This is a genomic window from Roseobacter sinensis, from assembly GCF_025755255.1.
Classification (GTDB): domain Bacteria; phylum Pseudomonadota; class Alphaproteobacteria; order Rhodobacterales; family Rhodobacteraceae; genus Roseobacter; species Roseobacter sinensis.
Window position 1 is genome coordinate 292867 of the sequence record NZ_JALIEB010000002.1, and the last position, 14295, is coordinate 307161.

The 14295-nt window shown below is 65.8% G+C and carries 17 protein-coding genes; 7 read left to right on the plus strand and 10 right to left on the minus strand.

The genetic code is table 11. The annotated features are described in order from the left end of the window. Positions 1-48 precede the first annotated feature (48 nt). From MUB52_RS04350 to MUB52_RS04360, 3 genes are all read left to right on the plus strand, one after another. Positions 49-429: a VOC family protein gene (locus MUB52_RS04350; protein ID WP_263842970.1), complete on the plus strand. Its 381-nt coding sequence runs from the start codon at positions 49-51 to the stop codon at positions 427-429. Positions 430-554: 125 nt separating this feature from the next. Continuing rightward, complete coding sequence (gene greA / locus MUB52_RS04355; protein WP_263842971.1) at positions 555-1025, plus strand: transcription elongation factor GreA; 471 nt, start codon at positions 555-557, stop codon at positions 1023-1025. 13 nt (positions 1026-1038) lie between these two features. After that, entirely contained in the window at positions 1039-2076 is a 1038-nt protein-coding gene (locus tag MUB52_RS04360) for a hypothetical protein (protein WP_263842972.1), read from the plus strand. Positions 2077-2199: 123 nt separating this feature from the next. On the opposite strand, the gene MUB52_RS04365 is transcribed toward MUB52_RS04360, so the two are convergent. From MUB52_RS04365 to fdhD, 4 genes are read right to left on the minus strand one after another with little or no spacing between them, the layout of a single operon-like run. Beyond that, positions 2200-4320 carry a molybdopterin-binding protein gene (locus MUB52_RS04365; protein ID WP_263842973.1) on the minus strand — a complete coding sequence of 707 codons (2121 nt, stop codon included), beginning with the start codon at positions 4318-4320 and terminating at the stop codon, positions 2200-2202. Next, the gene (gene mobB, locus MUB52_RS04370; RefSeq protein ID WP_263842974.1) at positions 4317-4808 is read right to left on the minus strand and encodes a molybdopterin-guanine dinucleotide biosynthesis protein B; all 492 of its coding nucleotides are present in this window, start codon (positions 4806-4808) and stop codon (positions 4317-4319) included. Before mobB ends, MUB52_RS04365 begins: the two co-directional genes overlap by 4 nt. Next, complete coding sequence (gene mobA, locus MUB52_RS04375; RefSeq protein ID WP_263842975.1) at positions 4805-5413, minus strand: molybdenum cofactor guanylyltransferase MobA; 609 nt, start codon at positions 5411-5413, stop codon at positions 4805-4807. Before mobA ends, mobB begins: the two co-directional genes overlap by 4 nt. After that, positions 5410-6297: a formate dehydrogenase accessory sulfurtransferase FdhD gene (gene fdhD / locus MUB52_RS04380; protein WP_263842976.1), complete on the minus strand. Its 888-nt coding sequence runs from the start codon at positions 6295-6297 to the stop codon at positions 5410-5412. Before fdhD ends, mobA begins: the two co-directional genes overlap by 4 nt. Before the next feature lie 48 nt (positions 6298-6345). On the opposite strand from fdhD, the gene MUB52_RS04385 reads away from it, so the two are divergent. Further along, positions 6346-7080 carry an AzlC family ABC transporter permease gene (locus tag MUB52_RS04385; RefSeq protein ID WP_263842977.1) on the plus strand — a complete coding sequence of 245 codons (735 nt, stop codon included), beginning with the start codon at positions 6346-6348 and terminating at the stop codon, positions 7078-7080. Next, positions 7073-7402, plus strand: a complete 330-nt coding sequence (locus MUB52_RS04390; protein WP_263842978.1) for an AzlD domain-containing protein — start codon at positions 7073-7075, stop codon at positions 7400-7402. Before MUB52_RS04385 ends, MUB52_RS04390 begins: the two co-directional genes overlap by 8 nt. A gap of 112 nt (positions 7403-7514) precedes the next feature. Here MUB52_RS04390 and MUB52_RS04395 read toward each other — a convergent pair whose 3' ends face one another. The 5 genes from MUB52_RS04395 to MUB52_RS04415 form a co-directional block, all read right to left on the minus strand. Further along, positions 7515-8111 carry a hypothetical protein gene (locus MUB52_RS04395; RefSeq protein ID WP_263842979.1) on the minus strand — a complete coding sequence of 199 codons (597 nt, stop codon included), beginning with the start codon at positions 8109-8111 and terminating at the stop codon, positions 7515-7517. Positions 8112-8138: 27 nt separating this feature from the next. Then, positions 8139-8273 (minus strand): aa3-type cytochrome c oxidase subunit IV, encoded by a 135-nt coding sequence (locus tag MUB52_RS04400; protein WP_263842980.1) that lies wholly within the window; start codon positions 8271-8273, stop codon positions 8139-8141. 93 nt (positions 8274-8366) lie between these two features. Further along, positions 8367-8825 (minus strand): DUF6173 family protein, encoded by a 459-nt coding sequence (locus MUB52_RS04405; RefSeq protein WP_263842981.1) that lies wholly within the window; start codon positions 8823-8825, stop codon positions 8367-8369. Between the two features lie 3 nt (positions 8826-8828). Beyond that, the gene (locus MUB52_RS04410) at positions 8829-9875 is read right to left on the minus strand and encodes an MBL fold metallo-hydrolase (protein ID WP_263842982.1); all 1047 of its coding nucleotides are present in this window, start codon (positions 9873-9875) and stop codon (positions 8829-8831) included. Further along, positions 9875-11581: an acyl-CoA dehydrogenase gene (locus tag MUB52_RS04415; protein WP_263842983.1), complete on the minus strand. Its 1707-nt coding sequence runs from the start codon at positions 11579-11581 to the stop codon at positions 9875-9877. Before MUB52_RS04415 ends, MUB52_RS04410 begins: the two co-directional genes overlap by 1 nt. Positions 11582-11712: 131 nt before the next feature. Here MUB52_RS04415 and MUB52_RS04420 point away from each other — a divergent pair, with 131 nt between their 5' ends. Continuing rightward, on the plus strand, positions 11713-12660 hold the full coding sequence (locus MUB52_RS04420; protein WP_263842984.1) for an L-threonylcarbamoyladenylate synthase: 948 nt from the start codon (positions 11713-11715) through the stop codon (positions 12658-12660). 124 nt (positions 12661-12784) lie between these two features. Here the strand turns inward: MUB52_RS04420 and MUB52_RS04425 are convergent, their stop codons facing one another. Next, positions 12785-13369, minus strand: a complete 585-nt coding sequence (locus tag MUB52_RS04425; RefSeq protein WP_263842985.1) for a YqgE/AlgH family protein — start codon at positions 13367-13369, stop codon at positions 12785-12787. Between the two features lie 117 nt (positions 13370-13486). Here MUB52_RS04425 and MUB52_RS04430 point away from each other — a divergent pair, with 117 nt between their 5' ends. After that, a complete protein-coding gene (locus MUB52_RS04430; protein WP_263842986.1) occupies positions 13487-14293 on the plus strand; it encodes a protein-disulfide reductase DsbD domain-containing protein in 807 nt (268 codons plus the stop codon). The last annotated feature ends 2 nt before the right edge of the window (positions 14294-14295 follow it).

The window sequence follows — 14295 nt, forward strand, 5'->3', positions numbered from 1 at the left end:
TAGAAATTACGATCCGACTCATCAAGGGCTTTCGAAGGAGAACAGACGATGACCACACAGCTTGAACACGCGAATTACACCGTCTCCGACGGCGCCGCGACCGCCGCCTGGATGCAGGACCTCTTCGGCTGGCACATCCGCTGGCAGGGCGCGGCCAAGGACGGCGGACACTCGATCCACGTCGGCACCGACACACAATACCTTGCGCTTTACACCCCCGGGACCGACACGACACACGGGCCCAGCAGTTACGTCACGCGTGGCGGGCTCAACCATATCGCGGTGGTGGTCGATGACATCGACGCGATGGAAGACGCGGTGAAGGCCGCGGGCTTCACCCCCGGCAACCACGGCGACTATGAGCCCGGGCGCCGGTTCTACTTTCATGATCACGACAACATTGAATACGAGGTGGTGCAATACGACTGAAGGCGGTTGGCACAGCCACAGGATCCTCTTGCATTTTCCTCCGTATTTGGGTCAGCTATCTGCCAACCTTCACCAGCGGCCCCCGGGCATCCCCGGCGGGCCGCGTCATTTCGTGGACGAGACAGATGGACAAGATACCCATGACCCGCAAGGGTCACGCCGATCTGGAAGCGGAGCTGAAGCAGCTGAAATCCGTGGAACGCCCAGCTATCATCGCCGCCATCGCCGAAGCGCGTGAACACGGTGATCTGTCGGAAAACGCCGAGTATCACTCTGCCCGCGAGAAGCAGTCCTTCATCGAGGGCCGGATAAAGGAGCTGGAGGGCGTGCTGGGCCTCGCGGAGGTGATCGACCCCTCCAAGATGTCCGGCACGATCAAGTTCGGCGCCACGGTGACGCTGGTCGACGAGGACACCGACGAGGAGAAGACCTGGCAGATCGTGGGCGAGCACGAGGCCAACATCGAAGCCGGCCTGCTGAACATAAAGTCGCCGATTGCCCGCGCTCTGATTGGCAAGGACGAAGGCGACAGCGTAGAAGTGCGCACGCCGGGCGGTGAGAAATCCTACGAGGTGCTCAAAATCGTCTACGCCTGACGGGAACGGTGCGATGACGGACACGATAGAGACAAAACAGACCGCGGAGCCAGGCACGCGCCCCACACCCCTGGGCATCTACGACCGCCCCGGCACCGATGGGATCACGAGCATCGAGGTGATCGCACTCGCGCTCTCGGGTCTGTGGCTGCTGGCAGCGGCGCTGTTTTTTCTGTTGGTGCCGACGGACGGCGAGGGCCTCGCCGGGCTGCGGTTCGTGATGATCCTGCTCGCAATCTTCCTGCCGGTCGGTATGATCTGGGTGGCGGCCACCACCGCCCGCTCCAGCCGGGTCCTGCGCGAAGAGAGCCAGCGCCTGCAGACCGCGATCGACGCCATCCGCCACACCTATATCGCCCAGACCCAGAGCGGCGTGATCGGGCCCGAGCCCGGCTCGGTGGCGCGCAAGCTCGACGAGATTGCCGAAGCGGCCCGCAAGACCGAGAGCGCGCTTGCGACCTTCACCTCCCGCCGCGAACAGGACCGCGTCGTGACACCGCCTGCAGAAACGGCATCGGATACGGCAGCCGATGCCCAGCCGGCGCTGGCGCTCGGAACACAAGCGGCCGATATGGCCCCGCCGCTGGCAACCGAAGATTTCATCCGTGCCCTGAACTTCCCTGAGACCGCCGAGGATGAGGTGGGATTTGCCGCCCTGCGGCGCGCCCTGAAGGACCGCACCGCGGCACAACTCATCCAGGCCGCCCAGGACGTGCTCACCCTGCTCAGCCAGGACGGCATTTACATGGACGATTTGCGCCCGGATCGGGCGCGGCCCGAGATCTGGCGCCAATTCGGCCAGGGCGCGCGAGGTCGGCCCATCGCCGCACTTGGCGGCGTCCGCGACCGCTCATCTCTGGCGCTGACGGCCGGGCGCATGAAGCAGGACCCGATCTTCCGGGATGCCGCGCATCACTTCCTGCGCCGCTTCGACAAGACCTTTGCCGCCTTCGAGGCAACGGCCACCGACAGCGAGATATCTGCGCTGGCCGAGACGCGCACCGCACGTGCCTTCATGCTTCTGGGGCGCGTGGCCGGCACCTTCGATTAGAGCGTTTCGCCTTTGACCTAAGATAGGATATGTCACCTATCGCATTGATTTCATTGCAACCAGGCAGCAACAGGGGATGCGGGTTCAAGGCGAATTACTCTAGGCGCGCCGCACCCTTCGAGTTTACAGGCCGAAACTGCCGAACGGGATGTAGCGCACGGGCGTACCGGGGCTGATATCGGCCGCCCCATGCGGCAGCTCCACCAGACCGTCGGCCCAGCTCAGGCCAGACACGCGCCCTGAACCTTCCGAGGGGAAGACCTCGACCCGCCCTGCGTTGATCCGCGCGCGCAGGAACTCCGACCGACCCGGTTTCTTCGTCTTTGTGAAGCCCGCGGGCACGTCGAAGCCCTGCGGCTCGGGCCAGGGCTCTCCGGCCAGGCGCGCCATCGCCGGGCGCGCAAAGATCAGCGCGCAGGTCATCGCGGCCACCGGATTGCCCGGGAGCCCGAACACCGGAACGCCGGACCAGAACCCCAGCGCGAGCGGGCGCCCGGGCTTGACCGCAATGCGCCAGAGCGTCATGGCACCCGCCTGTTTCAGAAGGGCCGAGACGTGGTCCTCATCGCCCGCCGACGCACCACCGCTGGTCAGGATCAGATCGGCCTCGACCGCCGCACGGTCGAGGCGCGCGGAGAGCACCACCCGGTCGTCCGGCACGATACCCATGTCTACGGGCACATGGCCAAGCCGCCGGACGATCTCGAGCAGCATCGGGCGGTTGGCATCGAAGATCTGCCCCGGGCCAGCGGCAGCGGCAGCCTCGACAAGCTCTGCCCCGGTCGAGATCACCGCGACCCGCAGTGCGGCATGCAGCGCGACCTCTCGAACGCCGACAGCCGCCAGCAGCGCGGCCTCGGCTGGTCCCACACGTGTGCCCCGTTTCAGCGCAACCGCGCCTTTGGCGACGTCCTCGCCGGCGGCGCGGGTGTTCGCACCGGGCTTGATTGGTCCCCGAAAGGCGATCTGGTCGCCTTGAAGCGTGACGTCCTCTTGCAGGACGACCGTATCCACTCCCTCTGGCAAGGCCGCTCCGGTGAGGATGCGCACCGCCCTTCCCGGCGCCACGGCACCGGGTCGGTCGCCAGCAGCAGCGCGCCCGGCCGTCAGCGGCATGCGATGCACGCCCTCGCCCTTGCCGCCTGCAAAGCCATAGCCATCCACCGCCGTGTTCGGCAGCGGCGGATTGGAGCGCAAAGCGATCACATCCTGCGCCAACACGCGGCCAGCGGCCTCAATCACGGCGCAGCGCGTCACCCCAGTAACCGGAGACAATCGTTCGCGCAACAGCGCCAGCGTTTCATCGACCGGCGTCCAGTCGACACCACGGGGGAGGGCGAAGCAATCGCTACTCAGAGGGGGCGGGGACAGTCGCGCAGGCCCGCCCATCGCCGCGGCATGCAGCGCTTCCGCATCACTGACACCGAGGATCGTCCCCTCTTCCTTGTCCCCTGCGCGCAGCATTGCGTTGAGGGTTTCCGGCGGGAGGCGCGACATTGCCCCGGCTAGAACGCGTACCTGCGCCCGGTCGAGGATTTCATGGGGTTGGCGCAAGTCCGCTATGGCCACCCGCAGAAGCGAAGGCCAAACCTCGGCGAGCACGATAGGCCTGTCGTGCGATTGAAAGGGGGCAACGGCGACCTCGTCGCCGAAGCGCTGCCGCAGGATCTGCAGGCGCGGCAAACCGAGCAGAGCTTGAGACCCGACCGATCCCGTGGTGAAAAGCTTCCAGCATGGTTGGGTAGTGGGCAAAGACTGTTCGACACCACGTCGTTCGGGCAAACCGTGGTCCCTGCGCAGCGTACCCCGTGCTGGCAAGTCTGGCGTCGCGCGCCCGGGCGGACAGCCCCAGAACGGGCCAATGCCCGGGCAGAGACGGTTCAGGTCTTCCGCAACGTCGAAACGGTTGTTGGCGTTGTTCGGATGATCTTTGATTCGCTCGGCCAGCGCCGCCCATATGGCCAGCGGATCGTCGCCTCCCGTCACTATCCGGGCGAATCCACGTGGATAGCCGAAAGGAAAATCGAAGCCCAGAAGCACTCGCCGCCCTGCACCCCGTTCATCAGACACGAGTGCTATCAGCGACTGCATCGCTTCGTGGCGCGTGCGATGATAGTCGCATGCAACATCTTCGGACCCCAACCGGGCGACACCCACCCAAATCGCGTCCGGCGAGGGCCGTTTGGGCGAAGGTTCTTTCTTGGCAGACCAATCCACCACCACGAACGTATCGAACGGCCTCACAGCCCAACCTCGGAAAGAATGAAATCCGCGATGGCGACCGTGTCATCCAGGTCGAAGACAGGCCGGTCGATTTCGACGGGGCTGTCGCTGGCAACGGCGCGGACGGTCGGGTCATCCGGCGCAATCAGTGTGTTGCCGGTCACGGCGCGAAACGCTTCGATCTTCGGGTGCGCATCGCGCTTGTAGCCCTCCACCAGCACCAGATCGACCCGGCTGAGCTTGGTCAGGAGTTCAGCCAACGACGGCTCTTCGGATTCGCGCAACTCGTGCATCAGAGCAAAGCGCTTGCGCGAGGCCAGCAGCACCTCGGTCGCACCCGCCTGCCGGTGGCGATAGCTGTCCTTGCCGGGTTGATCCACATCGAACACGTGATGGGCGTGTTTGACGGTCGAGACCGATAGCCCGCGCCCGGTGATTTCGGTCACCAAGCGCTCCATCAGGCCGGTCTTGCCGGCGTTCTTCCACCCGACGATGCCATAGAGTTTCATAACAACGCCTCGGCGCGGGCAAGATCCTCTGGCGTGTTGACGTTGAAGAAGGGATCGAATGTCGCCACCGGGAAGGACGCGGTGCGCCCCTCATGCCGGTCGCTCCAGAGCACCACTTTCCGCAGCCCGCCCTCCAGAGCATCCCGCAGATCGTCGCGCAGGCTGACCGGCCAGAGGCCGAAGGTCGGGTGGCGGATCTGCCCGCGTTTTTCGTCAGGCGTAGCCGCCAGCACGAGTGGGTGGGCCATCCCCTCGCCGGCCAACAGCAGCTGCGGCACCAGATCGGCGGGGAAAAACGGTGTATCGGCAGCGGCGGTGACAATCGTCTCCGCCCCCTGCTCGGCCGCCCAGTCGAGCCCGGCCAGCACCCCCGCCAAGGGCCCCGCGAAGCCAGCCACGCTGTCGGCGAGCACCGGCAGGCCAAAGGACGCGAAACGCGACGGATCGCCATTGGCGTTCAGCGCCAGTGCCGCGACCTGCGGCGACAGGCGCTCGATCACCCGGTCGAGCAAGGTCTGCCCGCCCAGCGTCAGCAGCCCCTTGTCGCCCCCGCCCATCCGCGTGGCCTGCCCACCCGCGAGGATCACGCCGAGGGGTTGCTTCATTCGGCGGCCTTCCGCCCTGCGCGGCGCGGCTCGTCCGGGACCGCTGCGGGGTCTGCATCGCGGCGCAGCCGTGCCTCGCCCGAGAGGCAGAGGAACCGCTTCCCCTTCATGCGCCCGATCAGCGTGAGCCCAACCTGCTGCGCAATCTCCACCCCCCAGGCCGTGAACCCGGACCGGGACGCCAGAACGGGGATGCCCATCATCGCGGTCTTGATCACCATCTCGGAGGTCAACCGCCCGGTGGTGTAGAGGATCTTGTCCGCCGCGCCGACGCCTTCGGCCAGCATCCAGCCGGCGATCTTGTCTACCGCGTTGTGACGCCCCACGTCCTCCATATAGACCAGCGGCCTGTCCTCGCGGCAGAGCACCGTCCCATGAATCGCACCGGCTTCGAGGTAGAGCGACGGTGTGCGGTTGATCCGGGCGCTCAACGCGTAGAGCCAGGAGGTGCGCACTTCGGTCTGCGGCAGCACGACCCCGTCGAGCCCTGCCATCATGTCTCCGAACACGGTGCCGACCGCGCAGCCGCTGGTGCGGGTCTTCTTGCGCATCTTCTCCTCGAAGTCGGTCTGGCGCGCGGTGCGTACCACCACCGTTTCCAGCTCTTCGTCGTAGTCGACACGGGTGATCTCGTCATCTGCGCGCAACATGCCCTGATTGCGTAGAAATCCAAGTGCGAGATAGTCGGGATAGTCGCCGATGGTCATAGCCGTCACGATTTCCTGACCGTTCAGAAAGATCGTCAGAGGCCGTTCTTCGACCACATTGGTCCGCACCGGGGCGCCGGTATGATCTGTGCCCATCACCGCGCGGGTCAGCCGAGGTGCATCCGGCATCGGCGCGATCAGGTAGTCGCCGGTGTCCTCCAACTTGGCCAATTGCATCCTCCGTCGGGCTGAGCTACGCCTTGGGCGACACATTAGAAGCATAACATGCGCTCCACCACAGCGAAAACACATCGAAGGGTGACCCCCTATTGGAAGGGCTTTGCCGATGGCGCGCCCTTCATCCTGGTGATCGTGCCCTTCGCCATGCTCTTCGGGGTTCTGGCGACCGAAGCGGGGCTCAACGTCTTCGAGACCCTGACCTTTTCCGCCGTGGTCTTCGCGGGGGCTGCTCAGTTCACCGCGCTGCAGCTGATGCAGGAAGAGGCACCGACGCTGGTTGTCCTGATCTCGGCGCTGGCGGTCAATCTGCGGGTCGCGATGTACTCGGCCTCGCTGACCCCGTGGATCGGCGCCGCCCCCTTCTGGCAGCGCGCGATTGCCGCCTATTTCACGGTCGACCAGTCCTATGCCTGTTCGGTTGCACAGTTCGAGAAAGAGCCGCAGATGACCGTGCCGCAACGCATGGCCTATTTCGCAGGCGTGCTGAGCCCGATTGTGCCGCTGTGGTATGTCAGCTCGGTGGTCGGTGCGCTCATGGGCACGCAGATCCCGCCCGGATGGGCGCTCGATTTCGCGCTGCCGATCACCTTTCTGGCGCTGGTCGCCCCGATGCTGCGCACGGCAGCCCATGTGGTTGCGGCACTGGTGGCGATCGTGACCAGCCTGCTGACGGCCGCCATCCCCTATTCGCTGGGGCTGATCATCGCCGGGACCTTCGGCATGATGGCCGGCGCGCAGGCCGAGCTTTGGCTCGACCGGAGGCGGTTGCGCGATGATTGAGCCGCTCACCCTCTGGATCGTGATCGTCGGGCTGGGCGTCGGCAGCTACGCCTTGCGATTTACCTTTCTGGGCCTGGTCGGAGACCGCCCGATGCCCGGCTGGCTGTTGCGCCATTTGCGTTACACCGCGGTTGCGATGCTGCCGGCGCTGGTGGCGCCCCAGGTGGTCTGGCCCGCAGCCACGGATGGCGCGCCGGATCTGCCGCGCATGTCCGCCGCAGCGGTGACGCTCGCAGTCGGGCTGATCACCAAGAATACGCTGGCTGCGATCTTTGCCGGGGCAGCAACACTCTTCGGGCTGTTGTGGCTGACGGCGGTCTGACGCAATCAGCCTAGAGCGTTTCGCCTATACCCTGAGACAGGGTCTAACACCTATTGCGTTGATTTCATTGAAATCAGGCAGGATAGGTTGTGCAAGTTCAAGGCGCATTGCCTTAGCCTTCGACGGGGGTGATCCCGTCACGCACATTGCCTTCGTCATCCTCGTAATAGCGGTCCGTGACCACACCGGGGCGCGCGGCAATCTGATCCATCAGCTTCACGGGGTAGAAGGTGGCCTCAATGCTCTCGAACCCCGGCACCTTCCGCAGGATGTCGGTGGTCGAGCGTGTGCAGAAGGCGCCTGCCACCGCGCCGTTCTGGCGCACCAGTTGAAGGGCGATCTCCGCTTGCTCCGGCGTCACGACGATTTCCTGCGTGACCACGTGATGCGAGTTGCGCGCATGCGCACTCTTGTAGGCCTGCACCCAGGCCGGGGACATCCCGTAGAGCACATCGCCGCGCTCGGCGACCAGATCATGCTGAAAGGAACCCGCGGGGTCGAAAATCACCTGCTGCGAGCCCGAAACCATCAGGGCCGTGTGCCCGCCTGCCCCGGTCGTGTTGTTGACCATGGTGAAGATCGTCAGCTTGGGCGGGCCGTCCGGCACATAGGCCTTTGCCGCGATCTCTTCGGGTGACGCCTCGAACGGCGATGACACGGCACAGGCCGACAGCACGGCCAGGACGGCCAGCATCGCAAGCATTCGCATCGCAGGCTGCTCCGACAGGGTCCGGGATCAGGTGATGAAGATCGCCATCAGGATGATGATCGCCAGGATGACGATGACGGTCCGGGTGGTGAACTGCATGAAGCCCTCGAAGGTCTTCTCCTGCACTTCGACATCCATCTCACCGTGTTTGTGTTCTGCCATTGCCGCAGCCCTTCCGTTGTCGTTGCATTCAGCCCTACTGGATTCGGGATGCGATGTCACCTCTCCGCACCCAGGGTTGCGACGAAATGCGCTCTAACTGTTGTCTTCGATGTCCTGCGCGAGGCGAAAGCCGATGCGGCGGGCTTCGGTCTTTTCCGCAGGTTTCGGCAGCGCGCGCAGCATCACGTTGAGCTGACTGACGTGCTGCACAAGCTGCGTGCGCCCGCCTGCGCCGTCCGAGCCGTAGAAGGTGACGATATCGGGATCGAAGTAGCCCATCCCTTCGATACGCAGCACGCCGGCATCGCCGCCTGTGAACCCCATGGCCACCTCCTGGGTGTTGTCGAGCTGCTCCTCGAAATTCTTGAGGTACAGGATAATCCGCTCATAGGCCCATTGCGCGGGCGACTTCTGCGCCGCGGGTGTGCGCGTGATTGCTTTTGGCACATCCATCGCGGGCGCGGGCGTCTCCGGATCGCAATGCACCTCATGGCGCCGCGGTAGCGCGTCCGCTTCGACGGCTTCGGCGGAGGTCTCGATCTTCTCGCCCATGGCTCACCCTTTGCGCTGATACTCCCAGGCATCATCGGCGCGCCTGTTCCGCGTGGCAAGCCCCTGCTGATAGAGGTGGCTGAGGTGTGCCACGGATTCGACCAGCGCCAGCCCATACTCCCCCGCCCCGATCTTGCGCTTGAAGAGCGGCGCGAAACACTCGGCCGCCGTCTTCGGCGTCTCGATGAACGCCAGCAGCCGGTCCAGCGCCCCGTGATGGTTCTCGATCAGCTGCCGCATCCGCGTGGGCAACCCGGTGAAGGGCAGCTTGTGCCCGCCCAGCACCAGATGCTCGGGCCGTGCCAGCTCCGCCAATCGGTTGCACGCCTCCAGCCAGTCCGAGACCGGGTCGGCCATGGGCTCGGTCGCGTAGACACCGATATTGGGACTGATCGACGGCAGGATCTGATCGCCCGCCAGCACCAGCGCATCGTCCCGGCTCCAGAAGGTGGCGTGCTCGGGGGCGTGCCCGTTGCCGATGTGCACATCCCAGGTGCGCCCGCCCATGGTGAGCGTGTCGCCCTGGCGGATGCGGGTATAGCCCAGCGGCAGGGGGGCGACGACATCGGCAAAATTGAAGGGCCGTTCGCGCGCCCGTTGGGCGTAGATCTCCGGGGCCATACCGGCGCTGCGGTAGAACGCCAGTGTCTCGGGCGCTGGCACCGCTTGCTCGTCCAGGGTCAACATCCGCGCGGTCAGCCAGGCGGTGCGCGTGGTGACGAGCTCGGCGCCCTGCGCGCTCTGGAACCACCCCGCCATCCCGATGTGATCGGGGTGATGGTGCGTGACCACCACGCGGGTGATCGGTTTGCCCTTGAGCGGCCCGGCCATCTGGCCTTGCCACAGAGCCGTGCCGCGCTTCGAGGAAAACCCGGTGTCGATCACCGTCCAGCCGTCGCCGTCGTCCAGCGCATAGACATTCACATGGTCGAGCTTCATTGGCAGCGGCAAGCGCATCCACAGCACGCCGGTCGCCACCTCCACAGCCTCCCCCTCGGCGGGCGGCGCCTCCCACGGATAGCGCAGACCTTCGTGGGGCTGATCTTTCATCAGGCGGCGAACTCTTCCGGTGTCAGGGCATAGACGTCGTAATCGCCTGCCTGCGCCTGCGCAAGCAGGCTGTTGTGATCGGGTAGGAGGCGCTGGATATAGAATGTCGCCACCTTGGCGCGCGGGCCCTTCGGGTCCTGCAGGGCCGAGGCGAGATGGATATGCCCGCCCAGCACCCGTGCAAAGGCGCGCAGGTAGGGCACGGCGCCCGCAAAGCGGACACGGTGGTCCTGTCTGATCATCCACTCGGTCGTCTCGCGCAGGGATTCGCTGGCCTGCCAGACCGGCTCGGCCAGCTCCGGCAGCACATCCCGCGCCGCCTCCGCCGCCGCCTCGATCTCGTCCATGAGCTGATAGGCCGCCTCGCCGCCATCCATCATCTTGCGCGCCACCAGATCCATTGCCTGGATCCCGTTGGTGCCCTCGTAGATCGTCGTCACACGCACGTCGCGGGCGTATTGCGCGGCCCCCGTCTCCTCGACAAAGCCCATGCCGCCGTGCACCTGGATGCCCATGGCAGCGACCTCATTGCCGATGTCGGTGCCGAACGCCTTGGCGACCGGTGTGAGCAAGGCTGCCCGGGATTTCCACCTATCCTCGCCCGTCGCGGTCGACATGTCGATGGCCGCGGCGCAGAGCAGCGCGATGCCGCGCGCCGCAAAGGTGTCGGCACGCATGGTCATGAGCATGCGCCGCACGTCGGCATGGTCGATGATCGCCGCCGTTTCACCCTCGGTGCGGCCCTGCTTGCGGTCGAGCGCATAGGCCAGCGCGTGTTGATAGGCACCTTCCGCCGCGCCTACGCCCTGCCCACCGACGCCGAGGCGCGCGTTGTTCATCATCGTGAACATCGCCGCCATGCCGCCACCCTCGGGGCCCACAAGCCAGCCGGTGGCACCGTCGTATTGCATCACGCAGGTGGGCGAGCCGTGCAGGCCCATCTTGTGCTCGAGGCTCACGACCTTGAGGCTGTTGGCCACGCCCGCGTTCCCATCCTCATCGGGCAGGTTGCGCGGCACGAGGAACAGCGAGATGCCCTTGGTGCCCGCCGGGGCGCCCGGCAGCCGCGCCAGCACCAGGTGGCAGACGTTTTCGGTGAAGTCGTTGTCGCCCCAGGAGATGTAGATCTTCTGCCCGGTGATGCTGTGGGTGCCGTCGCCATTGTCCTCGGCCTTGGTGCTGAGCGCGCCCACATCCGAGCCCGCCTGCGGCTCGGTCAGGTTCATGGTCCCGGTCCATTCGCCGGAGATGAGTTTGGGCAGGTAAAGCGCCTTGATCTCGTCCGAGGCATGGTGCTCCAGCGCCTCGATCTGGCCTTGGGTCATCAGCGGCGCGAGCTGCAGTGACAGGCAGGCGGCACTCATCATTTCGTTCACAGCCGTGGTCAGCGTCATCGGCAGGCCCATCCCGCCGTACTCCGGGTCGGCGGCCATACCGACCCAGCCGCCCTCGGCGATGGCCTGATAGCCCTCGGCAAAGCCGGGCGAGGTGCGCACCACACCGTTTTCCAGCCGCGCCGGATACAGATCGCCCGGGCGCTGCAACGGGGCCAGCACCTCGTCGCACAGCTTTGCCGCTTCGGTCAGGATCGCTTGCGTGACATCCGCACTCGCTTCGGCGAACCGCTCGGTCGCCTGCACCTCGTCAAAGCCCACCACATGGTCGAAGAGAAAAGCATAGTCATCCACGGGTGCGCGATAGGGCATGTGTCGTCTCCGGTCCGGTGCTGGCAGCGGCCTGTCTTGGCAACAGGCAAGGGACTCTATAAGGGTTTGCGCTACCATTCATGGGCCGCAATGCCGCCTGCGGCAACCGAAACGCGGCGTCACGGAGCCCGATGACCTCAGCCCCTCCCCTTCTCCTGCGCCCCGATGCGACGGGCATCGACCAGGCGGCAGCACTGCTCGCCCGTGGTGCGCTGGTGGCCTTCCCGACCGAAACGGTCTACGGCCTCGGGGCAGACGCGCGGAACGGCGAAGCGGTGGCCGCGATCTACGCTGCCAAGGGCCGTCCCAGCTTCAATCCGCTGATCGTGCATCTGCCCTCGACCAAAGCCGCACAGTCTTACGTGCAGTGGTCCGACACCGCAGATCGGCTGGCCCAGGCCTTCTGGCCCGGCCCGCTCACACTCGTCCTGCCGCTTCGGAAGGATCACGGTCTCTCCGGTCTGGTCACGGCGGGGCTACCCACGGTGGCGCTGCGGGTGCCGGCGCAGCCGTCGGCACAGCGCTTGCTGCGTGCCTTCGCAGGGCCGGTCGCCGCCCCCTCGGCCAACCCCTCGGGCCGCATCAGTCCAACAACGGCGCAGCATGTGGTCGCGGGCCTTGGCGAGACGGTTGCGGCGGTGCTTGACGATGGGCCCTGTGCAGTAGGGCTCGAAAGCACGATCATCGGGCTCGATGGCGTGCCCGCACTTCTGCGCGCGGGCGGCTTGCCGCTGGAGGCCCTCGAGGCGGCCCTCGGCGCGCCACTTCCGCATGCGACGACGCCCGTGGCGATCACCGCGCCCGGCCAGTTGGCCTCGCACTACGCACCAAAGGCCGCCCTGCGCACGAACGTGACGGAGGCCGGTCCGGACGAGCTGCTGCTCGGTTTTGGCCCCATGGCAGCAGACCTGAACCTCTCGGCGCGCGGCGATCTGCACGAGGCGGCGGCCAATCTCTTCGAGATGCTGCACCGGTTGGATGCCAAGGGGCAGCCCATCGCCGTGGCTCCGATCCCCGATCACGGGCTGGGCCGCGCCATCAACGACCGGCTGGCGCGCGCCGCTGCACCGCGCGCCTAGAGCGTTTCGCCTTTGACCAGAGACGGGATGTGTCACCTATTGCGTTGATTTCATCGAAGTCAGGCCGCGATAGGGGATGCAGGTTCAAGGAGAATTGCTTTGGGATCCGTCCGGAAAGGCGCCGTCAGGCCCGGCCCGCCGAGGACGACAGCCCGAGCGGGTCGATCCCGAGGCTGAGCAGCGCCTCGGACCATTTGTCCTCAGCCGCGACGTCGAAGACCAGCCGCTGCGTCGCGCCTGCCGTCAGCCAGCCGTTGCGCGCAATCTCGCTCTCCAGCTGCCCGGGCCCCCAGCCCGCATAGCCCAGCATCATCAGCGCATGGTCCGGGCCCCGGTCGCGGGCAATCTCCTCGAGAATGTCGAGCGTCGCGGTCATACCGAACCCACCCTGAACACGCAGGGTGTGCAGGCTCGACTCGTAGTCATCGGAATGCAGCACGAAGCCTCGGCCGGTCTCGACCGGCCCGCCGAAATAGACCGGCATCCGGGCCGCATCCTCCGAGGGGGCAATCTCCAGCTGATCCAGCACGTCGCTCATCCGCACGTCGCTGCTGGGTTTGTTCAGGATCAACCCCATCGCTCCTTTCTCGGAATAAGCGCACATCAGTATCACCGAACGCTCGAAGCGCGGATCACCCATGGACGGCATCGCGATCAGAAGCGCGCCGGTCAGATCAAGCGTGTCTGTCTCGTGAACGGGTTCGCCCATGCCCTCAGCATGACCTGCGGCCGAGACGGGTGCAAGGGCAATAGCCGGACAGATGGCGAAACATGGCTAACCGTATCGTGACTTGGCATTTCACTCTCGCTCGCGCATATCCACATCATGAGACACCTGCGCCTCGCCTTCGCCCTCACCGCCCTCGCTGCCCTGCCGGCTGCCGCGCAGGATCGCTTTGCGATGCCGGTAACCGCGCAGGTCCTGCATGGCTGGGTCCAGGCCGATGGCAGTCGCATGGCCGCGGTTCACATGGATCTTGAAGCGGGCTGGAAGACCTATTGGCGCGCGCCGGGCGATGCTGGCATCCCGCCGAGCTTCGACTGGCGCGGTTCGCGCAATCTGCACTCCGTCGCGATCTCCTGGCCGAGGCCGGACGTCTTTGACGAAAACGGCATGCGTTCGATCGGATATTCGGAGAGGCTGGTGATCCCGCTGTCGATCACGCCGAAAGAAGCAGGGTCGCCCGTGCACGTACGGTTGAGCATGGATATCGGCATCTGTGCGGATATCTGCATTCCGCACCGGCTCGAGTTCGACGAGGTGATCGCGACCGACGAGACGCGCCCGACCCCAGCGATTGCCGCGGCGCTGGCCGACGGGCCCTATTCGGCAGCCGAGGCAGGCGTGACCTCCGCGCGCTGCACCATCGAGCCGACGGCGGAAGGGTTGCGCATCGAGGCGCGCGTGGGCGTGCCTCATACCGGCGGCACCGAGGTGATGGTGATCGAGTCCGGACTTCCGGATATCTGGGTCAGCGAATCCGATACGCGCCGCAGCGGCGACGAGGTGATCGCCGTCTCCGAAATGATCCATGTGAACGGTGGGCCGATTGCGCTGGATCGTTCGGCCATCCGGCTCACGGTGCTGGGCAGCAACCACGCGGTCGATGTCCGGGGCTGCAGCGCCGGTTAGAG